Here is a 21,435-nt window from a genome sequence, read left to right as displayed (position 1 = left end):
AACGCCGAGCCGAACCGACTCCGCCGCGGCACCGAGCCCGCGGCAGCGAAAAAGGGGGAACTTGATTCCGCGGTCCGGATGCATTGAGGGGTGGTATTCGGACCAGCACTGAGGCCCCGGGCGCAAGCCCGGGGCCTCGGCCTGTGTTCGCGCTAGAGGGCCGAGCCCTCTTTCCACTCGTCGAAGGACAGGATCCAGTAGCCCCAGCCGTTGTTCCACGGCATCTCGCGCGGGGAGCCGACGACCTCGACCGGGTCGCCGCGCTGGGCGATCTCGTAGAACCACTTCGCGTCCGAGTCGCTGGCGTTCAGGCAGCCGTGCGAGAGGTTCGCCGAGCCCAGGCTCCCGTTCCACGGGGCGCCGTGGACGAACTCGCCCGAGGAGTTGATGCGGGTGGCCCACTTGACGTCCGTCGAGTAGTAGCCCTCGTCGCCCTCCTCCTTGCCGGGGGAGACCATCGTCTTGTCGGCGAACTTCTCCATCACCAGGTGCACGCCCGTGGCGGTGTAGTACTCCCACTCCTCGCCGTTGCCCCCGCTGATCGGGATGTTCTTGGCGACCTCGCCGTCGATCTCGACCGTCATGGTGTGGGTGTCCAGGTCCGCGTAGGAGATCTGCGACTCGCCGATGACCATCTCGGCGGTGTAGTCCTCGCCGCCCCACGTGTCGTCGCCGAGGAACTCGCCCTCGAAGCCGGCCGTGAACGTGACGGTCTGGTGCGGCTCCCAGTACTCCTTGGTCCGGTAGATCACCTGGTTGTCGCTGATCCAGTTCCAGGCGCCCTCGTGCTCCTTCTCCGACTCGACGGTGAGCAGGCCCTCCACGGCCGCCCGGTCGGGTGCGTCCTCGGTGAACGTGACGATGATCGGCGCTCCGACGCCGACCTCCTCGCCCTCGGCGACCGGGGTGACGTCGGCGACCTCGAAGCCCGAGCTCTCGCGCGCCTCAGTCGTGAACTGCTGCTCGAACTCGGTCACCGTGCCGTCGGAGCTGACCGCCTTCGCCACGACCGTGTGGGTCGAGCCGGCGTCGAGCACGCCGTCGGAGGTCCAGGTCGTCAAGTCCTCGGAGAAGGCGCCGTCGATCGTCTCGGCGCGGTCGGAGGTGACGTTGACCTCCTCGAGGATGCCGTCGACCACCGAGAGGGTGAACGGCGCGGTCGGGTCCTGCGCTTCGAGGACGGCGTCCAGCGAGACCACGGGGACGATCGGCGCGGGCGTGAACGTCCCGGTCTCGGGCGCAGCGCAGGCACCCGCCATGAGCAGCAGGGACAGCACCGCCAAGGCGCGCGCGGGCATGAGCTTCAAAGGGGGTTCCTCCACAAGGCGAAATGACGCAATCACTATATCCTCGACGCGTAGCGCTACCCGTTGGGTTGCACGTCAGTCGCTGGATAGTGCAGCCCACAGCAATGTGTCGCGCCGTTCGCCTACCAGCGTGGGCAATCCGCCCCTTTCGACCCCTTCCAACCGGAATCCAGCGCGACGCAGCACCGCCTGCGACGCCGCGTTGTGCACGTCCGTCCCGGCCCAGATCCGGTCGAGCCCGACCTCCCGGAACGCCCACCGCCGCACCAGCGACACCGCCCGCGTCGCGTACCCCCGGCCGCGCACCTGCGCGCGCAGGTCGTAGCCGACCATCCCGGTCCCGACCACGCGCGCCACGTCGTAGAGCCCGATCGTCCCCTGGTACCCCTCGCCGTCGTCGATCACCATCAGGGCGCTGCGCCCCCGCAGCCAGTCGACCGCGGCCCGCCACTCGCAGAACTCCCGCGCCTCGTCGACGCTCGGCGGCAGCGGCAGGGCCGCCCCCGCGTACACGTCCGGATTCGAACGGTGCCGCAGATGCGCCTCGAAGTCATCGGGCGCCAAGGGCCGCAGCGAGACCACGCCATCGCTGAGCGTCCCGCCCGGCAGGTCCGGCAGGACCCTCGGCGCCGGTCCGGGGCCGTCCCCGGGCACGAACCCGAGCGTCAGCGCCGCCGTGCCGTCCCACGCCCCGCACCGGGCGATCCCGCCGTCGGGCCGAAAGCCCGCGCGCATCGCCGACCGGATCGCCGCCTGGTCGCGCACCGGCGCGCGCACCTCGACCCGCCGCGCGCCCGCGGCGAAGAGGCCCGGTACGGCCGCCCGCAGCATCTCCGAGGCCAGCCGCTTGCCGCGCCGTTCGGGCGCGACCCAGAACCGGACGGACACGACGGCCGAACCCTCGAAGCCCAGCGCTCCCCAGGCCGGTTCGTCCTCCGGCCCGACGGCGACCGCGTCCGGCTCGAACCCGCAGTCGACCTTCTCGCCTTCGGCGGCCGGACGCAGCGCGAACGCCGTCGGCTCGACGGGTTCGAAGAAATTCACGAACCCAGACAAGCAGGTCGGCAGCGGTGCGTCAAGGTTTCGGATGCCTGGTTTGCGAGAGATGCCCGTCCCGGCCCGCGCCGCCGGGGCCCGGGCCGGCGCGGTCAGTGCAGCTCTTCGGGGAACAGGCTCCCGAACCACGAGTCGAGCCGGCCGTCCGCGCCGTGGCGGATGCGCCGCCTGACCCCCTCGACGGTGAACCCCGTCTTCTCGGCGACCCGGCGCGACGCCTCGTTCCCCACGACCGCGCGCCACTCGATCCGCTCCAGGCCCAGCTGCTCGAAGCCCAGGCGGCAGACCCGCTTCGCCGCGGCGGTCATCCAGCCGCGCCCCCGCGCCCACGGCGCGCAGAAGTAGCCCAGCTCGGCCTCGCCCGGCTCGCCCAGGAGGAGCTCGACCGAACCCGAGTAGCGGTCGTGCTCGTCGGCCAGCGCGAACAGCATCGAGTCGCCCCGGTCCCAGCGCTGCCGGGACTCGGGGAGCCAGCTCTCGGCGCTGGCGCGGGTGTACGGGTTCGGCAGGCTCACCCAGCGCTGGGTCTGCTCGTCCGCGCAGGTCGCGGCGAGGTCGTCCAGGTCGTGCTCCATGAGCGGCCGCAGCCGCAGCCCGGCCGCGTCGGTCGCCATCGGCCGGCGCTCGGCCATGAGGAACCGGGCCTGGCGCTTGAGGACGCCGTAGTGCTCGGGCGGGTCGTCGGCGCCGCGCAGCTCGCCGGGGAGGATGCCGCCGACCCAGCAGTCGCGGGAGGCGCCGCGCTGGTTGACGCCCGAGCGCGCGACGCCCTCGACGGTGAACCCGGTGCGGATCGCGGCCAGTCGCGAGGCGTGGTTGCCGACGATGGCGTCCCAGGCGATGCGCTTGGCGCCGAGGTTCTGGAACCCGAACTTCACGGCGGCCCGGATGGCCCGCTGGGCGACGCCGCGGCCTCGGGCCCACGGCGCGGTCACGTAGGTGATGGTCATTTCGGAGGGGAACGACTTGGTGAGCGCCATCGATCCGACGAGGGAGCCGTCGGCCTCCACGACCGCCCAGCGGGGGTTGCCGCCGTGCCAGTGGCGCACCTGCGTCCCGACGAACCGGTCGCGCGCCGGACCCGCCCACGGCAGGGGCATGACGAGGTACCGCTCGATGAGCGGGTCGGCGTAGATCCGGGCCAGATCGGGCATGTGCCGCTGCTCCCAGGCCACGAGGCGCAGGCCCTCGGCCTGGAGGGTGACGGGTTCCATAGGCAACGATTGTGCCGCACCGGCGGCGTCCGGGCCAGTCACCGCCTACGCGTACTATTGAGCGGGAAATCCACCCGATTTGGTCAAGACGTTGCTGGGGGCTGATCTTCCGTGTCGATGTTCGAGAAGGTGCTGCGAGCCGGTGAGGGCCGCGCGCTCAAACGACTCAATGCGATCGCCGACGCGGTCGACTCCCTTGAGGACGAGTACGAGGCGATGACGGACGCGGAGCTCCGCGCGCTCACCGACGAGTACAAGGAACGATTGAAGGACGGCGAGACCGTCGACGACCTCATGCCCGAGGCGTTCGCGACGGTCCGCGAGGCGGCCAAGCGCGTCCGCGGGATGCGCCACTACCACGTGCAGATCATGGGCGGCGCCGCCTTGCACCAGGGCAACATCGCCGAGATGAAGACCGGTGAGGGCAAGACCCTGGTCTCGACGCTCCCGGTCTATCTGAACGGGTTGACCGGCAACGGCGTCCACCAGGTCACCGTCAACGACTACCTGGTGCGACGCGACGCGGAGTGGATGGGCGAGATCCACCGCTTCCTGGGCCTGTCGGTCGGCATCGTGCTCCCGGGCGAGGGCTCGGAGAAGCACCGCGAGGCCTACCAGGCCGACATCACCTACTCGACGAACAACGAGCTCGCGTTCGACTACCTGCGCGACAACATGACCAGCTCGGCCGACAACCTGGTGCAGCGCGGTCACCACTTCGCGCTCGTCGACGAAGTGGACTCGATCCTCGTCGACGAGGCCCGGACCCCGATCATCATCTCCGGCCCCGCCGACCACACCCCGCGGTGGTACAAGGAGTTCGCGGAGATCGTGCGCGGCATGAAGCGCGACGAGCATTACGAGGTGGACGAGGGCAAGCGGACCATCGCGATCTCGGAGTCGGGCGTCGCCCGCGTCGAGGACCGCCTGGGCATCGAGAACCTCTACGACTCGGTGAACACCCCGCTGGTCGGCTACCTCAACAACGCGATCAAGGCGCAGGAGCTGTTCGAGCGCAACCGCGAGTACATCGTCTCGGAGGGCGACGAGGTCCTCATCGTGGACGAGTTCACCGGCCGCGTACTGCCGGGCCGGCGCTTCAACGAGGGGATCCACCAGGCCATCGAGGCCAAGGAGAAGGTGGACATCAAGCAGGAGAACCAGACCTTCGCGACCACCACCCTCCAGAACTACTTCCGCATGTACGACAAGATCGCGGGCATCACGGGTACGGCCCAGACCGAGGCCTCCGAGTTCAACAACGTCTACGGCATGGGCGTCATCCCGATCCCCACGAACAAGCCGATGGTCCGCAAGGACCAGTCCGACGTCATCTACAAGACCGAAGAGGCGAAGTTCCAGGCGGTCGTCGACGACATCGCCGAGCGCCACGAGACCGGCCAGCCGGTCCTCGTCGGCACCGTCTCGGTCGAGAAGTCGGAGATGCTCGGCCGCTTCCTGAAGAAGCGCGGCATCCCGCACAACGTCCTGAACGCGAAGAACCACGCCCGCGAGGCCGACATCATCGCCCAGGCGGGCCAGCGGGGCGCGGTCACCGTCGCCACGAACATGGCCGGCCGAGGCACGGACATCATGCTCGGCGGCAACCCCGAGTACCTGGCCGCGACCGACCTGCGCAGCCGCGGCGTCGACGAGGCCGACGAGGAGACCTACTCGGCCGCCTGGCAGGAGGCCCTCGAGAAGTTCGAGGAGACCACCAAGGCCGAGGCGGAGGACGTCAAGGACGCGGGCGGGCTCTACGTGCTGGGCACCGAGCGCCACGAGTCGCGCCGCATCGACAACCAGCTGCGTGGCCGCGCCGGGCGCCAGGGCGACCCGGGCGAGTCCCGGTTCTACCTGTCGCTGTCCGACGACCTGATGAAGCGGTTCAACGCCGACGCCGTGCGCGCCATGATGAACCGCCTGCGCGTGCCCGACGACGTCCCGATCATCTCCAAGATGGTGACCAAGCAGATCGAGTCGGCCCAGTCGCAGATCGAGGGTCACAACGCGGAGATCCGCAAGAACGTCCTCAAGTACGACGAGGTCATGAACAAGCAGCGCACGGTCATCTACGACGAGCGCCGCAAGGTGCTCAACGGCGAGGACGTGTCGGAGCAGATCGAGCACTTCATGGACGACGTCCTGGAGGCCTACGTCGCGGGCGCGACCAGCACCGGCTACGCCGAGGACTGGGACCTGGACGAGCTGTGGAGCGCGTTCAAGCAGCTCTACCCGATCGGCCTGAACCACAAGGAGTTCGTCAAGGACGCCGGCGGCATCGACGAGGTCGACCCCGAGTCGCTCCTGAAGGCCGTGAAGAAGGACGCGCGCGCCGTCTACGCCGCCCGCGAGGAGGAGTTCGGCGAGGAGATCCTGCGCAAGCTGGAGCGCCGCGTGCTGCTCCAGACGATCGACCGCAAGTGGCGCGAGCACCTGTACGAGGTGGACTACCTCAAGCAGGGCATCAGCCTGCGCGCCTACGCGCAGCGCGACCCGGTCATCGAGTACCAGCGCGAGGCCTTCGAGATGTTCCAGACGATGCTCGACGGCATCAAGGAGGACACCGTCAGGTTCCTCATGAACGCCGAGCTCAAGGCCAAGCCGGGCGAGGGCGGCACCGCTGAGCCCGAGGCCCAGATCCGGGGCCTGGAGCCGCTGCGCAAGCCCGAGATGCTGCTCCAGTCGGCCCCGTCGATCGACGGCGCCGACGGTACCGGTGCGGTGCACCAGCAGGCCACGACCGACGAGGGCACGGTGTTCAAGCGCCCGCCCAAGCCGGTCCCCGGTCAGAAGCGCGACGTCAAGCGCACCCCGGGCGCGGGCTCGAAGGGCGCCGCCAAGGTCGCCTCGAAGTCGGCGCGCTCGGCCGGCCCCCGCAAGGCCGCGACCGCCCCGCCCGCGCAGCAGGCGAACCCGGGCCAGCGCCACTCCGAGAAGGTCGGGCCCAACGAGCAGTGCCCGTGCGGTTCGGGCAAGAAGTACAAGCGCTGCCACGGCGCTCCCGGCGGGGCCGCACAATAAGCGGCATGGCGCGCATCTACATTCCAGCGGACGTCGCGATGCTGGCGCACCTCGCCGAGGCCGGCGAGGTGCGGCCGGTGGCGACGGTGCACGCGGTCACGGCCTGGCTCACCGGCGCGGCGCCGGGCGCCGACGTCGAGGACCTGGAGTACACGGCGTTCGCCGACGCCGCGACGGCGTCGGTGGGGCTGCTGGCCGGCCAGGTCCCGCGGCGGGTCGTGATCTCGGCGGACGTGCCCGAGGCGCTGGTGATCGAGCGGGCCGAGGGCACCGAGGCGGACTTCGAGGGCGGCGTGAGCCTGAAGCAGGTCGCGGCGATCCACGTGGACGACGCGGCCGCCGCCGAGGAGATCGCCGCCGAGCTGGCGTCGGGCTCCCCGGACCTGGGGCTGATCGAGGCGAACGTCCTGGACTGGTACGCCCCGGAGGAACTTCAGGAGCTCTTGGCGGCCTTGGCCTTAGGGGCCTTCGGCATGAGCAGGCCGTAGGCCAGCACCGCGCAGAACGCCCCGGCGAACATCGCGGTCATCGAGCCGTTGTACTGCCACTGGAAGCTCAGCGCGAGGAACGCCGTGTCGAGCGCCGAGACCTCCTCGAGCCCGATGTTGAGGACCGCCTCGACGCCGATCTGCGCGAGCACGGTCGAGACCAGCCAGATCGCGCCGGGGATCGCGCCGGCGAGCAGGTGCCCGAGGAGCTTCACGCCGGCCTTCTTGCGGCGCAGGTACAGGAACGCGCACAGGCCGCAGGCGAGCCCGGTGATGAACGGGACGGCGCTGCCGAGCGCGCCGTACTCGTCGAGCGGGTCGGAGAACAGGCTCACCGTCGAGGTCCGCTGGAGCACGCCGCGCGCGTACATCGACAGCAGGAGCAGCAGGGTCGCGCTCAGGCCGGCGACGACGGTGACGCTGCGCGCCGGGAGTGCGAAGAGCCCGCCGACGAGCGCCGAGCCGAACAGGACGAGCGCCAGGGCGAGCGCGATGTCGGCGTCGACGCTGAAGCTCAGGTAGGCGACGACGGCCGCGATGATGCCGACGACGGTGAAGCCGAGCGCGGCGACCGCCCGCCGCGGGCCCTTACTGCGCCTTTTAAGGATGAGGCGCGGGGCGACGGCGCCGCCGACCGCGCCGGCGAAGGCGGTGACGATGATGGGGCTGAACAGGTTGTTCGCCAGGAGCATGACGCCGGTGTCGTCGAGTCCTTCGGCCATGCCGAGGACGCGGTAGAGGGAGTAGACGACGCCGCCGAGCGAGAGGGCGGCGGCGAGGCCGAGCACCCACAGCGCGGGCCGGCCGGGCCGGGGGGCCTCGTGCACCGGGTCGGCGGACTCGCCGGCGCTCGCGGCCGGCGCCTCCTGCGGCTCGGGCTCCGGCGACGGCACGTCCTTCGCCCGCTCGGACCGTGCTTCCTGCGACGGTGCCTTCTCCGACCGTGCTTCCTGCGACCGTGTTTCCTGCGAGTTCGTCACCAGCCCAGCGTACGGACCGCCCGCCTCCGGGCCGCCCGCGGAGGCGCGAATGTGGTCGGGACCCGCCCTGGGCGCTCCCACAGTCCGCCGGGCCCGTATTTGTTCGCATCGCACCAGGTCGCGAGGGAGGAACTGTGCGAGGATGGCGATAGCGATGCGCGTCTTGTAACCTACAGATCAAAGACATGAAATCGTAGTTGCCATCGAATCAATGGGAGGGTGCGATGGACGCCTTGTTTACGGTACCGACGCCCGAGAACGAACCGATCAACTCGTACGCACCGGGCACCCCCGAGCGCGAGAGCCTCCAGAAGAAGCTCGCCGAGCTCGCGGGGGAGCAGCTGGAACTGGACCTGCACGTCTCGGGCGAGTGGCGCCGCGGCGCGGGCGCCGAGATCCAGGTCGTCCAGCCGCACAACCGCGCGCACGTCCTCGGCACCGCCCGCGAGGCCACGCGCGAGGAATGGGCCGCCGCGGTGGCCGCGGCCAAGGCCGCCCGCCACGACTGGATCCGCACCGACTTCGCCGACCGCGCCGCGATCTTCCTGCGCGCGGCCGAGCTCATCTCCGGGCCCTACCGCGACGTGCTCAACGGCGCGACCATGCTCGGCCAGTCCAAGACCGCGGCCCAGGCCGAGATCGACGCGGCCTGCGAGCTCATCGACTTCCTGCGCTTCAACGTCAGCTTCGCGGAGGGCATCTACCGGCAGCAGCCGAACTCCTCCAAGGGCCTGTGGAACCGCACGGACCACCGCCCGCTCGACGGGTTCGTCCTGGCGATCACCCCGTTCAACTTCACCGCGATCGCGGGCAACCTCCCGACCGCTCCGGCGCTCATGGGCAACACCGTGGTGTGGAAGCCCTCGCCGACCCAGCAGTTCGCGGCGCACTTCGTGATGCGGGTGCTCGAGGAGGCGGGCCTGCCGCCGGGCGTCGTCAACATGGTCACCGGCTTCGGCGAGCACTCCGAGGCCGCGCTGCTCGACCCCGAGCTCGGCGGCATCCACTTCACCGGCTCCACCAGGACCTTCCAGCACCTGTGGGCCACGGTCGGCCAGAACATCGCCGGCTACCGCACGTACCCGCGCCTGGTCGGCGAGACCGGCGGCAAGGACTTCATCATCGCCCACCCGAGCGCCGACCTCCAGCAGCTCGCGGTCGGCATGGTGCGCGGCGCGTACGAGTACCAGGGCCAGAAGTGCTCGGCGCTCTCGCGGACCTACGTGCCGGCGTCGCTGTGGCGGGGCGGCCTCAAGGACGCCGTCGTCGGGATGACCGAGGACATCACGTACGGCGACGTCACCGACTTCGCGAACTTCGGCGGCGCGGTCATCGACGAGCGGGCGTTCGCCAAGCACACCGCGCTCTTCGAACGCCTGCAAGGGGACCCGAAGGCCACCGTGGTCACCGGCGGCACCGCCGACGACTCGCAGGGCTTCTTCGTGCAGCCGACGCTCGTGGAGTCGACCGACCCGACGCACGAGCTGTTCAGCGAGGAGTACTTCGGGCCGATCAACGGCGTGTACGTCTACGACGACGCCGACTTCGACGCCGTGGTGCGCCAGGCCGCCGACATCGCCCCGTACGCGCTGACCGGCGCGGTCTTCGCGACCGACCGGGCCGCGATCAGCCGCGCGAGCGAGGAGCTGCGCTTCGCGGCCGGCAACTACTACATCAACGACAAGCCGACGGGCGCGGTCGTGGGCCAGCAGCCGTTCGGCGGCTCGCGCGGCTCGGGCACGAACGACAAGGCCGGGTCGTGGCAGAACCTCGTCCGCTGGGTGAGCCCGCGGTCGATCAAGGAGAACTTCGTCCCGCCGACGGAGTACCGCTACCCGCACCAGGGTTAGTAGAACCGCACGAGGGGCCCGGACCGCGCGGTCCGGGCCCTTTTATGCTTGGGCCATGACGAAGCGTGAGCACCCGCTCAAGGGCGAGTTCGACACCGCCGCGGCCCGCTGGGAACGCACCACCCACGAGGACGGCACGCCGGCGGCACTGGAGATCGGCTACGCCGACAACGGCCTGGTGGCCCTGCGCATGGCCGAGGACCCCGAGGGCGACGTCCTCATCTACACCCCGTCCGAGTGGGAGGCCTTCGTCGAGGGCGTCCGCGACGGCGAGTTCGACCTCGAGAGCTGGGACGACGAGCCCATCGTCGAGATCATCGAGGACGACGACGAGGACGAGCCCGTGAAGCGCTAGGGCCACAACCGAACCCGAGGTCAAACGGCCGCGCCGGCCACCCAGGTGGTCGGCGCGGCCGTTCGCGCGCGGGGGAGTTTTCCACCTTGGAGTGAACGTGCCAAGTTCAAAAACGGGAACGCGGGATGTATCCCATCGAACGCGGAGGTCTCTTCCCAGGTGATTGTCGCGATACCCGCCCAGCCCGTGGCGTTCACGGCATTCCGGGCCTGAGTGCCTCCCGACCTATCGGAGCTCGCGTGTACCCCGCGCGTTGCGACTGGCGAGGAGAATGGATCTCGAAGGATCCCCCTCCTCGACACATAACCGCATACCCCCCCGAGAGACGACCAGAGGAGCTCCCATGCGATTGGTGTTCGCCGATAACGAACCCCATCTGAAGCCCAATCCGCGCCGCGACCACATGAGCGGCGTGCCCGAGCTGTCGTATTCCACACTGGACCGCCACGGCGGTCGAGTCCTGGCCCCCGGCCAGGTCGTCCGCACCGCCGGCCAGTCCTCGCCGGTGGGCACCATCTACCGCTACGACCGCCTGCTGGTGGACGAGTCGGTCATCAACGACGCCGAGACCCGCGAGAAGCTCGAAGCGGCGATCCGCCCGACCGGCATGCTCCTGGAGAGCCAGTCCGCGACTTCGATCGTCTCCGGCCAGGGCTCGTACCGAGTCCCGGTCACGAGCACCCACGGCGACCAGGCCGCCGTCGACGCGTGGTCGCTGCTCCAGCGGCTGCGCACCGACTCGAGCGACGCGAGCCTGCCGAGCGAACTGCTCGACAAGGTCCGCCTCGAGCACCTGATGATCTGCTCGAAGACGGGCGGCGGCGGGATCGGCAGCGGTGAGCCGCCGATCGGCGACGGTCACTCGCATTCGCTCGGACGCATCCCGGTCGACATGGTGAACCCCATGCCCAAGCGCTCGCGGCTGGACAAGCGCCTGCGCGTCGCTGTCCTGGACACCGGCGTCCCCTCGCGGCACCCGGCCTTCGACGTGTCCGACCGGACCGAGCACGAGGACACCTTCGTGGTGGTCGACCACGCCTTCCAGACCAAGCTCGGGCAGCATTCCGACTCGCCCGCGCCGCCGCTGGACGACCCGTGGGAGGGCCCGGTACACGAGCCCACCCTCATCGGCGAGGTCGCCAGCCACTTCGGGCACGGCACGTTCATGACCGGCCTGCTTCGGCAGATGTCGCCGAACGTCCAGATCTATTCGCTCCGAGTGATCCACAACGACGGACTCGCTTATGAGCACGAGGTCATCGCCGCCATCCACCATGTGGCCGACCAGGTCGAGGCCGCCCGCCGCGGAGACGCGGAGGCGATCGCGGTCGACGTGGTCGTCCTGGCCATGGGCTATGTCGACGAGGACCCGGACGACCAGCCCGGCGGCTGGATCGGCGACGCTCTGCAGCGCCTTGTCGCCCTTGGCATCCCTGTGGTGGCCGCGGCCGGAAACCAGTCCTCGGACCGGCCCTTCTACCCGGCGGCGTTCGCGGCGCACTCCCCGGTGGAGAACGCCGCGCCGATCCTGAGCGTCGGGGCCCTGAACCCCAACCGCCACATCGCGATGTTCTCCAACGAGGGCCCCTGGGTCTCGTGCTACGCCACCGGGGCCGGGTTGGTGAGCACGTACCCGTGCGAGGCGAAGGGCTCGCGTATGCCCGATCGCCGTTCCAAGTCCACAAGCCTCAACCGCCACAGGGAAAGCCATGACCCCGACGACTTCTCGTCCGGGTTCGCGGTCTGGAGCGGCACCTCGTTCGCCGCGCCCTTGGCGGCATCGTTCCTGGTGAACGCGATGGCGGAGGCCGAGGCCGGCGAGGTGAATGACGCCGTTCAAGCGTCAGCGCGCGCACACGAAGCGTTGAGGCGATTGAAGAAGCAGCTAGCCTGAAATCATGAACGCGATTTCGGCTCATTCGGTGGCTGCCGTCGATTACGACCGGCGCGCGCGGCTCTATCTCGCCGCGCGCGCCGGCGACGGCACCGCGCAGCAGGTCCTCGTCGGCGAGCTCAACGAGCTCCTGTGGCGAGCGGCCCGTCGCACGGGCCTCGATCGGGAGAGCGCCTCGGACGTCGTGCAGACGGCCTGGCTTCGACTGTGGCACATCGATAAAGAGCTGGAGCAACCTCGGGCGCTGACCAAGTGGCTGCTCACCACGGTCAGCCGGGAGGCCTGGAAGCAGATCGGGCACATGCGGCGGGAGATCGTCGCCGATCCCATCGACATCCAGGAGGAAAAGGCCGCCGAAGGCATCGAGGACGACCTGGTCCGCGATGTCGAGCGAGAAGCCGTGCGCCGTGCCTTCCTTGCCCAGCCTGAACGGTGCCGGAGACTGCTCGCCTTCGTGGCGACGGTCGCCCGGCCCGATTACGACGTCATCGCCGGGGCACTCGGGATGAAGAGGGGGAGCATCGGTCCCACCCGGGGCCGTTGCCTGGACAAACTGAGGAAAACGCTCCTGGACGATCCGTCCTGGAGTGGAGGTGAGGAGCGGGATGAACATGCGGCCTGAACTCGAAGATCAGGGTGAATACGAGCCTTTGGACTCCTGCGACGAGCGGATTCTCTCGGTGATCAACGAACTGCACCACCGGGACGATCCACTGCCGGAGGACCTCAACGAGCGGGTGCAGTTCGTGCTCGAACTCGAAGCGGAACTCGATGCGCGAGTGGCCAGGGTGTCACGCTCAAGTGAACTCGTGCCGACCAGAGGCGACGCCGACCTGGTCGTCGGCCAAGGTGATCCGGCCTCGGTCACCTTCGACTGCGAGTCGGTGACCGTGATGGTGACCCCGCGCCCATCCGCACTGCGAGAACTTCGCCTAGACGGATGGATAGGGCCCGAAGGCACCTACGAGGTCGAACTCAGAAGTCCCGAGGGCTCTCGAAGGGCCTCAACCGATGAGTCCGGCCGGTTCGCGCTCGAAGGCTTGCCCGACGGGCAGATGTTCCAACTGGTGATCCGGCCCGATGAAGCGCTTCAGCGAGAAGGACTGCCAGCGGTTGTCGTCACGCCCGCAGTGCGGCTGTAGCATATGAAGAATGCTCCACGGCGCTTGGCGTTTGTTCACACGTGGTCAGCGCCTCAACCGTCGCGGCCGAATCGCAGAATCGGCAGCGGTTCTGGAGGAGGCGTTGGCACTCCTCGATTGGAGTGAAGAACGACTCCCGGAAGTGGGGACCGCGCGGGCGCGCCTGACCACCAAGATCCTGATGGTGATGGCTTTCAACCGGGCGAGTCTCGGCGCTTCGGCGGAAGGGCAGCGGCTTCTCGACTTCGCCGATACCCTCGCATTCCCTGAAGACCGAGGAATTCTGCTGCATCAGCGCGCGCTGATCCTCTGGCAGAACGGTCGCCTCACCGACGCACTGCACTGGTTCGAGATGGCTGAGCCGCTACTGGCGCAATACGGTCCCGGCAATTTCTATGCGGCATCGTTCTACAACCGCGCGATGGTGTGGAGAGATCTAGGCGAACTGCGCAAGGGAATGGAGAGCATCCAGCGCGCAATCGAGCTCTACAACACCGTCGATGTCCCCGTCAACCGGGCGAGGGCGATCCACGCCGAGGCCTTGCTTCTGCTCGACCTGGGCGAGGTCACCAAGGCGCTCACGGCATTCGATGTGGCCCGTGAGCAGTTCCGAAAGCTCGCTCCGGACCTCGAGTCCTTTGTCGATGCCTCCTACGCCCACGCACTGCTGAGCGTCGGCATGTATCGGCAGGCCGCCGAGCGGTGGGAGCACGCCATTGCCGCGCAACGACTCGCGGGCGACCAGCGGAATGCAGCGATGGCCGAATACTGGCGGGCACTCGCCGCCTTCGAGGACAACCGATCCGAACAGGCCGACCAATGGGCCAGACAGGCGATGGATTCGCTTTACAGCCAGGGGAACGAGCCGATGGCCTTCCTGGCCCGCCTGCTCATTCTTCAGGGACAGTTCGACTCGGGTCAGCAGGGCTCGGACTTCGCGAACAAGGTGCAGCGGCTGTGCGATGCCCTGGAACAGCGCGGCTGGACCCTCAGGCTCAAGCAGGCCAAGATCCTCGCCGCCCGCGCCAAGATCAATGCCGGCGAGCTCGACGGCGTCGAGGAAATGCTCCAGGGCGAACACGACGGACCGGGCCACGACGTGCTGGCCGAGGAGTTGGCACGGTATCTCGCCAAGGCGGAACTCGCGGTGGCGCAGGATCGCGATCCCCTTCCTGAGCTGCTCGCCGGACTCAACCTGCTCGATGAGTATCGGATGGCCTTCGGCTCGGTCGAGTTCCAGGCCGGGGTCTCCGCCCTCGGGACCCAGCTCGCGTTCATGGGGCTCGGTCACGTGGCCAGGCACAGCGGCCCTAAGGACATGCTCTGGTGGGTCGAACGCAGTCGCGCCCAAGCGCTTCGAATTCCGCCGGTCAAGCCCAGCACCGATCCCGCGGCCCGGGAAGCCCTCGGTCAGCTTCGCCAAGCACGTCAACGACTCTGGGATCTGCAGGTCGAAGGCGGCGACGACGCCGAGGCGCTCGGCCGAGTCCACGAGCTGGAGGAGGAGATCCGCGCTCACGAGCGCGCGCAGCCCGGCTCGGGAAAACGGGCCGACCGCATCGCTCCCCATGCCATTCATGATCTCGCCGAATCGCGAAACACCGTCGTGGTCAACATGTTCGAGATCGCCAACAAGGTATGCGCGGTGCTCGCCGGGGGCGACGGGCTGCAGTTCACGTGGATGATGCCGCTCCAGGATGCGGCAGAGCTCGAACGTCGTCTGGGCGCGGACCTCGACGCCCTCGGCAGCCGCCGGAGGCTCCACCCCCGCATTCAGGCGAGCGTCGAAGGCGCGATTCGGCGCAGCGCGACCGCACTTGCCGATGGCATTTGGAAGCCGATTGCCGACTACGTCGGGGACCGGCAGGTGGTCATCGTTCCGCACAGCCGACTCAACTGGGTGCCGTGGCCGCTGTTGCCGCCCCTTCGCGGTCGGGCTGTCACCGTCTCACCCTCGGCCGAGGCCTGGTGGCGTGCGGTGCAGCGTCCCGCCGCGACCGGCCGCGCACTGGTCGTCGCAGGGCCGAACCTCACCCGGGCCGACAGCGAAGTGGATTCCATCGCGGAACTCTATGCGGACCCGCTCCGCATCTCCGCGAAGGAATCCGACCCCGATGCCGTGCTCAGCGCGCTCGACGGCGCCTCGATCGCGCACATCGCAGCGCACGGCCACCACGAGCCGAACAACGTCCTGTTCTCCCGACTCGACTTCGGCAAGGGCTCGCTGAACGCGTATGAGCTCCTCGGTCTCGACCAGCCGCCGAGCCATGTCGTCCTCTCCTCGTGCGACCTCGGCAGGTCGACGGTCGCCGTCGGGAATGAGACGCTCGGCTTCACCGCGGCGCTGCTGCACGCCGGTGCCTCCACCGTCGTATCGAGTCTCGGCCAGGTGCCCGATGACATGGCCGCCGAGATGATGATCGAGTTCCACCGCCACTGCGCTGCGGGTGCCAGCCCCGCCGAAGCACTTGCGGCCGTTGGCGAGCACCGGCCGTGGCACCCGTTTGTCGCGTTCGGCGCCTAAGCTCGGACCCATACCCCCCGGTGAAAGGTCCGCCCCGATGAACGACACCCCCGGTCCGAGCTGATGTTCCGACACCCCGACCACCGCCTCCTCCTCATCTCGGTCGCCTCCAGCCAGGTCGCCCTTCAGATCGCGTACTTCTCGGTCTCGATCATCGCCGTCGTCGTGCTCAAGCTCGGCGAGGCGCAGATCGGCATCCTCAACGCCATGGACCAGATCGCCCTGGTCGTGTTCGGCCTCCTGGCCGGCGCCTGGGTCGACCGGGTGCGGCGCAAACCGGTCATCGTCGTCAGCGAGACGATCCGGGCCCTGCTGATGCTGAGCGTCCCGGTCGCCTGGATGTTCGACGCGCTCTCCCTGTGGCACATGTACGCCGTGATGTTCCTGCTCGGCCTCGCCTCGGTGTTCTTCGACGTCGCGCAGGCCAGCTACGTGCCGATGCTCATCGACAACGATCGCCTCACCGGCGCGAACTCCCGCATCCAGGGGATCAGGTCCGCGTCCGACACCGGCGGGCCGCTCGCCGCCGGGCCGCTCGTCTCGCTGCTCACCGCCCCGATCAGCGTCGCGGTCGCCGTCGCGGGCTTCGCGGTCTCGGCGTTCAGCTTCTCCCGCATCCGCTTCCAGGAGGCCGACCCGGTCCGGCCCGAGAAGCCGAACCTCAGGGCCGAGATCGCGCAGGGCGTCAAGTTCATCCTCAAGGACCCGATCATCAGGACCGTGGCGTTCTCGAGCGCCTGGTGCAACCTGTCGGTCGGCGCGTTCCAGGCCATGCTCGTCGTGTTCCTGATCCGCGACACCGGCCAGACCAGCGCGGTCGTCGGCCTCATCCTCGCCGGGTCCGGCGTCGGCGGCGTGCTCGGCGCGATGCTGGTCGGGAAGATCTCGGCGAAGGCCGGCATGGGTCCGACGGCGCTGGTCGCGCTGGCGGTCTCGGGGCCGGGCATGGCGGTCGTCGCGATGTCCGGGCCGGGCTGGGGCGCGGTCTGCGCCTTCCTCGGGCAGGTCGTGTACATCGCCGCGATCGTGATGTTCAACGTGAACGTCGTCAGCTACCGCCAGGCGGTGACCCCCGACCCGATCCAGGGCCGCGTCAACGCGACGCAGCGAGTCATCACCTGGGGGTCGATGGCCGTCGGCTCGATCCTGGGCGGCTTCGCCGGCGAGGCCATCGGGGCCCGGTACGTGCTCTTCATCGCCGCCGGGATGCTGTTCGCCGGATGCCTGGTGCTCCTGAAGACCCCGATCCGCACCCTCCGCGACCTCCCCGAAGAGGGCACCGGGCTGTCCGACGCCTTCGCGGGCCCCGATCCGCACCCTCCGGAAACTCCCGAGGGAAAGCACCGGGCCGACTGAGGTGCGGAGAAGTGCCTGTGCCGCAGTAGAGTCGGACGATGACTTGGGAACATGGCGCGCCCGGCGTGCTCCGGCTGCCTTCGGGGCGGCTCGTGCGCGGTCGGGGCCTGGGCAGGCCCCGACCTGAGGGGCCGGTCCCGTCGTTCGCGCTCTACCTCCTCGGCCACGAGCCGCCCGAGGTCGAGTGGGAGTCCCGCTGGATCCCCTGGCACGACTTCCGGCTGCCGCTGGACAAGCCCGCGTTCGGGGTCGCGCTGCGCGAGGCCTGGAAGCGAGCCGAGGCCGAGCGCGTGGAGCTCGCCTGCCACGGCGGCCACGGGCGCACCGGCACCGCGCTGGCCTGCATGGCGATCCTCGACGGCGTGCCGGCGGACAAGGCGGTGTCGTACGTCCGCGCCAACTACGCGAAGCGAGCGGTGGAGACCCCCTGGCAGCACCGCTTCGTCAAGCGCTTCCACTGAGCCGGCACCACCCGGCCGCCGAAGGGCGCGGGTTCATCCCGCTCTGAGCGCGGCGGTCGCCTCGACCGGCCCCGTCCGGGGTGGTAGGCGGTTGCACGGCCGTTGGCATAGGGTGGGCCGGTAACCCCAGACGTATCGCTCCCCTTGAGGTCCCCTATGGCGCACCCCGATCCGCAGCCGCGTTCCGCTGCGGCGCGCCGGCGATGGCTGCCCGTGCTCGTCATCGCGGCCGCGCTGCTCGTCGCCGGGATCGCCGCCCAGGGCGCCGGGCTCTCCTGGCAGGAGGGCGAGCTGCCGACGTCGACGGGCGAGGCGCCGACCCTGGGGCCGCTCCAGCCCGAGAGCCAGTCGACCCTGCCGAGCGAGCTGCCCACCGGCGAGCCCCGCGACGGCTTCACCCTGCCCGCCTGGGTCACCTGGCTGATCCTCGGCGTCCTCCTGGGCATCCCGGTGGCCCTCGTCCTCACCCTCCTGGCCCGGCGCCTCATCGACTGGCTCGTCCACGCCCCCGAATCCGACGGCGAGCCCGAACCCGAGACGCAGTACCTGCACCGCGACTTCTCCCTGGTCGAGGACGCCGTCGCCGCCGCGCTCGCCGAGATGGACCTCGGCAACGACCCGCGCTCGGCGATCATGGCCTGCTGGGTGCACTTCGAACGCGCCTCCGAAGCGGTCGGCATCGAGCGGGACGGCTCCGACACGCCCGCCGACCTCGTCGGTCGCCTGCTCGAGCGCCACCGCCTCGACGGCGCCGCCCTCGCGCGGCTCACCGAGGCCTACCTCCGCGCCCGCTACTCGCCGCACGACGTGGTCGAGGCCGATCGCGACCAGGCCCGCGACGCGCTCGTCGCGCTCCAGTCGCAGCTCGGCGTCAGGGGGACCCGATGAGGGAGTTCCTCGCGCCGTTCGGACGCGTCAGGCTCTGGCCCGCGGTCGCTGCCGTGGCCGCCGCCGTGCTCCTGTGGGCCGCCGCCCTGGTCTCGGGCGTCGACTTCGCCCTGTGGCAGCTGATCCTGCTCGCCCTCGCCGCGCTGCTCGCCCTGTCGGTGGTCGACGGGATGCGCGCCGACACCGAACCGTCCCCGGAACTCCACGTGCGCAGCGTGAACGAACCGAGCTGGCGGCCCTTCGCGGACGTCAGCCGCTGGGAGGACCGGCTCATCTTCGCCGAGAACAAGCCCGGCCGCTTCGAAGACTCCAACGCGAAGAAGCAGCTCGTCGAACTCGCCTCCGAGCGCCTGCGGCTGCGCCGCGGCCTGTCGCTGGAGCACCAGCCCGACCAGTGCCGGGCGCTCCTGGGCGACCGCACCTTCCTGTTCCTGACGCAGCCCGCACCCGACTGCCCCACCCCGCGCGAACTGGGCGAGCACCTGACCGCCATCGAGGAGATCCAATGACCGACCACCCGACCATCAGCCTCGACCAGGTCGCCGACCACGCCGACGCGGTCCTGAAGTCCGTCCAGTCGGTCATCGTCGGCAAGGAGCAGCCGCTGAAGCTGGTGCTCGCCGGCATCCTCGCGGGCGGGCACATCCTCCTGGAGGACCTCCCCGGCCTCGGCAAGACCCTCACGGCCCGGTGCTTCGCCCAGAGCCTCGGCCTGGACTTCCGGCGCCTCCAGTTCACCCCCGACCTGCTGCCCGCCGACGTCACCGGCTCCTTCCTCTACAACCAGAAGACCGGCGACTTCGTCTACCGCAAGGGCCCGGTCCACACGAACCTGCTGCTCGCCGACGAGATCAACCGGACGCCCCCCAAGACCCAGTCCGCGCTCCTGGAGGCCATGCAGGAGCGCCAGGTCTCGGTCGAGGGCGAGACCCACCCGCTCCCCGAGCCCTTCACCGTCCTCGCCACCTCGAACCCCGTCGAGTTCGAGGGCACCTACCAGCTCCCCGAGGCGCAGCTCGACCGCTTCCTCCTGCGGGTCTCCTTCGGCTACCCCACGCCCGACGAGGAGTGGGAGGTGCTCCAGCGCCGCCTCTCCCGCCGGGTGGAGACCGTCGACCTCGACCCCGTCATCGACGCGGCCACCCTGGTCGGCATGCAGCGCGCCCTGGAGAACGTCACCGTCGAGGACTCGGTCGGGCGCTACATGGTCGCCATCACCACCGCCACCCGCGGCCACGCCCAGGTCCAGGTCGGCGCCTCGCCGCGCGGCTCGCTCGCGCTCCTGCTCGCCTCCCGCGCCGTCGCCGTCCTCTCCGGACGCGACTTCGTGACCCCCGACGACGTCAAGGGCGTCGCCGGGGCCGCGCTCGCGCACCGCATCACCCTCAAACCCGAGCTGTGGATGCGCCGCATCGACCCGGCCTCCGTGGTCGCCGACATCTGCCGCGGCGTCCTGGCGCCCCAGACCGCCCAGTCCCCGAGCTACAGCACTCAGCCCCAATGACGCTCGCCGGCGACCCCGCGCTGAACCTGCGCACCGACAACGCCCGGCCCCTCCGCCGGGCCGTCGCCGAGCCGCCGGTCACCTGGCGCCGCACCCCGGCCCTGACGCGGGCCGTCGTCCTCGTCGCGGTGTGCCTGCTCCTCGGCGTCGCGTTCGGCCGGGTCGACCTGGTGCTCATCGGTGCGCCCTTCGCGATCGGCACCGCCGTGCTGCTCCAGCGCCGGCCCGTGAAGCCGCCCGAAGCGCGCATCACCGCCATGGACGACGAGTCCTGCGCCGAAGGCGCCACCGCCGCGGCGAGCCTCGTCGTCGTCAATCCCGAGCCGGTCGCGATCACCACGCTCGTGACCGCCGCCGCCGACCCGTGGATCGCCCTGCACACCGGCAAGGGCGACTTCGCCGAGTCGCTCGCGCCCTCGTCGGGGCGCGACATGGTCGTCGCCGGGCACGCCCGCCGCTGGGGCGGCCACCACCTCGGGCCCGTCCACGTGCGCTCCGTCGCCTGCGGGGGACTGCTGGAGACCACCGTGCAGCGCCTGCCCGGCACGACCGTGTGGGTCCTGCCGGTGCCCGACTGGTTCGAGTCGGCCCAGTCCCTGCCGTTCGCCGAGGGCGTCACCGGCGTCCACCGCTCGCGCCGCGGCGGCGACTCCGGCGAGCTCGCCGAGGTCCGCCTCTACCAGCCCGGCGACCGGCTCCGGCGCATCGACTGGCGCACCTCCATGCGCTCGCAGGACCTCTACGTCAACGCCACACTGTCCGAAAGGGACACCGACGTCACGCTGATACTCGACCTCCAGGTGGAGGCCGGGGTCTCCGGCGGCGTCATGCCGATTGACGGCTCGCAGGCGTCGCCGAAGTACGGCTCGGCCTCGATCGCCGACCTCACCGTCCGCGCCGCGGGCGCCGTCGCCTCCCACTACGCGCTCCAGGGCGACCGCGTCTCCTGCGTCGAGTTCGGGGCCCGCGGCCGCAAGATGCGCCCCGGCGCCGGCAGGCGCCACGCCGCCGCCACCCTGCGCTGGCTCGCCTCGATCGACCTCCCGGCCGATCCGCTCCCGCCTTCGCCGGAGATGATGCGGCGCCAGCTCTCCGGGCAGCGCGGCCTCAACGTCGTCTTCACACCCCTGCTGACCGACCGGGCCCTGCAGCTCATCGCCTCGCTCGCCCGCGCCGGCCGCCCCGTGCTGTGCGTCGACACGCTCCCGCCCGGCGTCGCCCCGCCCGCCAGGACACATTGGACGCCGTACGCCGACCGGCTCTGGCGGCTGGGCCGCGAGAACACCGTCATGGAGCTGCGCGACCTCGGCGTCGCCGTCGAGCCCTGGCAGGGCGCGGCCTCCCTGGACAACGTGCTCGCCGAACTCAACCGGAGGCGCTACCGATGAGCCC

At 70.1% G+C, this 21,435-nt stretch carries 18 protein-coding genes; 14 read left to right on the top strand and 4 right to left on the bottom strand.

Features of this window, described 5'->3' with window-relative positions; genetic code table 11:
- Positions 1–152 precede the first annotated feature (152 nt).
- The 3 genes from BLQ63_RS08530 to BLQ63_RS08520 form a co-directional block, all read right to left on the bottom strand.
- Positions 153–1,298 carry an Ig-like domain-containing protein gene (locus BLQ63_RS08530; protein ID WP_245680924.1) on the bottom strand — a complete coding sequence of 382 codons (1,146 nt, stop codon included), beginning with the start codon at positions 1,296–1,298 and terminating at the stop codon, positions 153–155.
- An 84-nt stretch (positions 1,299–1,382) separates the two neighbouring features.
- Positions 1,383–2,351 carry a GNAT family N-acetyltransferase gene (locus BLQ63_RS08525; RefSeq protein ID WP_143014815.1) on the bottom strand — a complete coding sequence of 323 codons (969 nt, stop codon included), beginning with the start codon at positions 2,349–2,351 and terminating at the stop codon, positions 1,383–1,385.
- A 104-nt stretch (positions 2,352–2,455) separates the two neighbouring features.
- Positions 2,456–3,577 (bottom strand): GNAT family N-acetyltransferase, encoded by a 1,122-nt coding sequence (locus BLQ63_RS08520; protein WP_091031791.1) that lies wholly within the window; start codon positions 3,575–3,577, stop codon positions 2,456–2,458.
- Positions 3,578–3,688: 111 nt separating this feature from the next.
- Between BLQ63_RS08520 and secA the strand changes: the two genes are divergently transcribed.
- A complete protein-coding gene (gene secA / locus BLQ63_RS08515) occupies positions 3,689–6,601 on the top strand; it encodes a preprotein translocase subunit SecA (protein WP_091031788.1) in 2,913 nt (970 codons plus the stop codon).
- Positions 6,602–6,606: 5 nt separating this feature from the next.
- Complete coding sequence (locus BLQ63_RS08510) at positions 6,607–7,089, top strand: DUF6912 family protein (protein ID WP_091031785.1); 483 nt, start codon at positions 6,607–6,609, stop codon at positions 7,087–7,089.
- On the opposite strand, the gene BLQ63_RS08505 is transcribed toward BLQ63_RS08510, so the two are convergent.
- The gene (locus tag BLQ63_RS08505) at positions 7,035–7,982 is read right to left on the bottom strand and encodes a hypothetical protein (protein WP_091031783.1); all 948 of its coding nucleotides are present in this window, start codon (positions 7,980–7,982) and stop codon (positions 7,035–7,037) included. The genes BLQ63_RS08510 and BLQ63_RS08505 overlap by 55 nt on opposite strands.
- Before the next feature lie 311 nt (positions 7,983–8,293).
- On the opposite strand from BLQ63_RS08505, the gene pruA reads away from it, so the two are divergent.
- The 12 genes from pruA to BLQ63_RS08445 all read left to right on the top strand — a co-directional run bounded on the left by pruA (position 8,294) and on the right by BLQ63_RS08445 (position 21,431).
- Entirely contained in the window at positions 8,294–9,919 is a 1,626-nt protein-coding gene (pruA, locus tag BLQ63_RS08500) for an L-glutamate gamma-semialdehyde dehydrogenase (protein ID WP_091031780.1), read from the top strand.
- Between the two features lie 55 nt (positions 9,920–9,974).
- The gene (locus tag BLQ63_RS08495; RefSeq protein WP_091031777.1) at positions 9,975–10,274 is read left to right on the top strand and encodes a DUF397 domain-containing protein; all 300 of its coding nucleotides are present in this window, start codon (positions 9,975–9,977) and stop codon (positions 10,272–10,274) included.
- A gap of 343 nt (positions 10,275–10,617) precedes the next feature.
- Positions 10,618–12,168: a S8 family peptidase gene (locus BLQ63_RS08490; protein WP_177154843.1), complete on the top strand. Its 1,551-nt coding sequence runs from the start codon at positions 10,618–10,620 to the stop codon at positions 12,166–12,168.
- Positions 12,169–12,172: 4 nt separating this feature from the next.
- A complete protein-coding gene (locus tag BLQ63_RS08485) occupies positions 12,173–12,790 on the top strand; it encodes an RNA polymerase sigma factor (RefSeq protein WP_091031772.1) in 618 nt (205 codons plus the stop codon).
- Positions 12,780–13,310 carry a hypothetical protein gene (locus tag BLQ63_RS08480; RefSeq protein WP_091031770.1) on the top strand — a complete coding sequence of 177 codons (531 nt, stop codon included), beginning with the start codon at positions 12,780–12,782 and terminating at the stop codon, positions 13,308–13,310. Before BLQ63_RS08485 ends, BLQ63_RS08480 begins: the two co-directional genes overlap by 11 nt.
- 10 nt (positions 13,311–13,320) lie before the next feature.
- Positions 13,321–15,834 carry a CHAT domain-containing protein gene (locus tag BLQ63_RS08475; protein ID WP_091031766.1) on the top strand — a complete coding sequence of 838 codons (2,514 nt, stop codon included), beginning with the start codon at positions 13,321–13,323 and terminating at the stop codon, positions 15,832–15,834.
- A gap of 63 nt (positions 15,835–15,897) precedes the next feature.
- The gene (locus tag BLQ63_RS08470; RefSeq protein WP_091031762.1) at positions 15,898–17,190 is read left to right on the top strand and encodes an MFS transporter; all 1,293 of its coding nucleotides are present in this window, start codon (positions 15,898–15,900) and stop codon (positions 17,188–17,190) included.
- A 38-nt stretch (positions 17,191–17,228) separates the two neighbouring features.
- A complete protein-coding gene (locus BLQ63_RS08465; protein WP_091031759.1) occupies positions 17,229–17,651 on the top strand; it encodes a protein-tyrosine phosphatase family protein in 423 nt (140 codons plus the stop codon).
- A gap of 156 nt (positions 17,652–17,807) precedes the next feature.
- Entirely contained in the window at positions 17,808–18,539 is a 732-nt protein-coding gene (locus BLQ63_RS08460) for a DUF4129 domain-containing protein (RefSeq protein WP_091031756.1), read from the top strand.
- The gene (locus BLQ63_RS08455; protein ID WP_091031754.1) at positions 18,536–19,048 is read left to right on the top strand and encodes a hypothetical protein; all 513 of its coding nucleotides are present in this window, start codon (positions 18,536–18,538) and stop codon (positions 19,046–19,048) included. The genes BLQ63_RS08460 and BLQ63_RS08455 overlap by 4 nt, the downstream gene beginning before the upstream one ends.
- The gene (locus BLQ63_RS08450) at positions 19,045–20,043 is read left to right on the top strand and encodes an AAA family ATPase (protein ID WP_091031751.1); all 999 of its coding nucleotides are present in this window, start codon (positions 19,045–19,047) and stop codon (positions 20,041–20,043) included. Before BLQ63_RS08455 ends, BLQ63_RS08450 begins: the two co-directional genes overlap by 4 nt.
- The gene (locus BLQ63_RS08445; RefSeq protein WP_091031748.1) at positions 20,040–21,431 is read left to right on the top strand and encodes a DUF58 domain-containing protein; all 1,392 of its coding nucleotides are present in this window, start codon (positions 20,040–20,042) and stop codon (positions 21,429–21,431) included. The genes BLQ63_RS08450 and BLQ63_RS08445 overlap by 4 nt, the downstream gene beginning before the upstream one ends.
- Positions 21,432–21,435 lie beyond the last annotated feature (4 nt).

This window comes from Glycomyces harbinensis (assembly GCF_900101745.1).
GTDB classification, from domain to species: Bacteria; Actinomycetota; Actinomycetes; order Mycobacteriales; family Micromonosporaceae; genus Glycomyces; species Glycomyces harbinensis.
Note: the sequence above shows the minus strand (reverse complement) of the source record. Positions and strands in the feature narration are given on the sequence as shown.

Coding starts and splice junctions, on each gene's coding strand:
- BLQ63_RS08510 (WP_091031785.1), top strand. CDS start 6,607: ATGGCGCGCATCTACATTCCAGCGGACGTCGCGATGCTGGCGCACCTC.
- BLQ63_RS08495 (WP_091031777.1), top strand. CDS start 9,975: ATGACGAAGCGTGAGCACCCGCTCAAGGGCGAGTTCGACACCGCCGCG.
- BLQ63_RS08520 (WP_091031791.1), bottom strand. CDS start 3,577: ATGGAACCCGTCACCCTCCAGGCCGAGGGCCTGCGCCTCGTGGCCTGG.
- BLQ63_RS08470 (WP_091031762.1), top strand. CDS start 15,898: ATGTTCCGACACCCCGACCACCGCCTCCTCCTCATCTCGGTCGCCTCC.
- BLQ63_RS08465 (WP_091031759.1), top strand. CDS start 17,229: ATGACTTGGGAACATGGCGCGCCCGGCGTGCTCCGGCTGCCTTCGGGG.
- BLQ63_RS08455 (WP_091031754.1), top strand. CDS start 18,536: ATGAGGGAGTTCCTCGCGCCGTTCGGACGCGTCAGGCTCTGGCCCGCG.
- BLQ63_RS08475 (WP_091031766.1), top strand. CDS start 13,321: ATGCTCCACGGCGCTTGGCGTTTGTTCACACGTGGTCAGCGCCTCAAC.
- BLQ63_RS08490 (WP_177154843.1), top strand. CDS start 10,618: ATGCGATTGGTGTTCGCCGATAACGAACCCCATCTGAAGCCCAATCCG.
- BLQ63_RS08450 (WP_091031751.1), top strand. CDS start 19,045: ATGACCGACCACCCGACCATCAGCCTCGACCAGGTCGCCGACCACGCC.
- BLQ63_RS08530 (WP_245680924.1), bottom strand. CDS start 1,298: ATGCCCGCGCGCGCCTTGGCGGTGCTGTCCCTGCTGCTCATGGCGGGT.
- BLQ63_RS08485 (WP_091031772.1), top strand. CDS start 12,173: ATGAACGCGATTTCGGCTCATTCGGTGGCTGCCGTCGATTACGACCGG.
- BLQ63_RS08460 (WP_091031756.1), top strand. CDS start 17,808: ATGGCGCACCCCGATCCGCAGCCGCGTTCCGCTGCGGCGCGCCGGCGA.
- pruA (WP_091031780.1), top strand. CDS start 8,294: ATGGACGCCTTGTTTACGGTACCGACGCCCGAGAACGAACCGATCAAC.
- BLQ63_RS08445 (WP_091031748.1), top strand. CDS start 20,040: ATGACGCTCGCCGGCGACCCCGCGCTGAACCTGCGCACCGACAACGCC.
- BLQ63_RS08480 (WP_091031770.1), top strand. CDS start 12,780: ATGCGGCCTGAACTCGAAGATCAGGGTGAATACGAGCCTTTGGACTCC.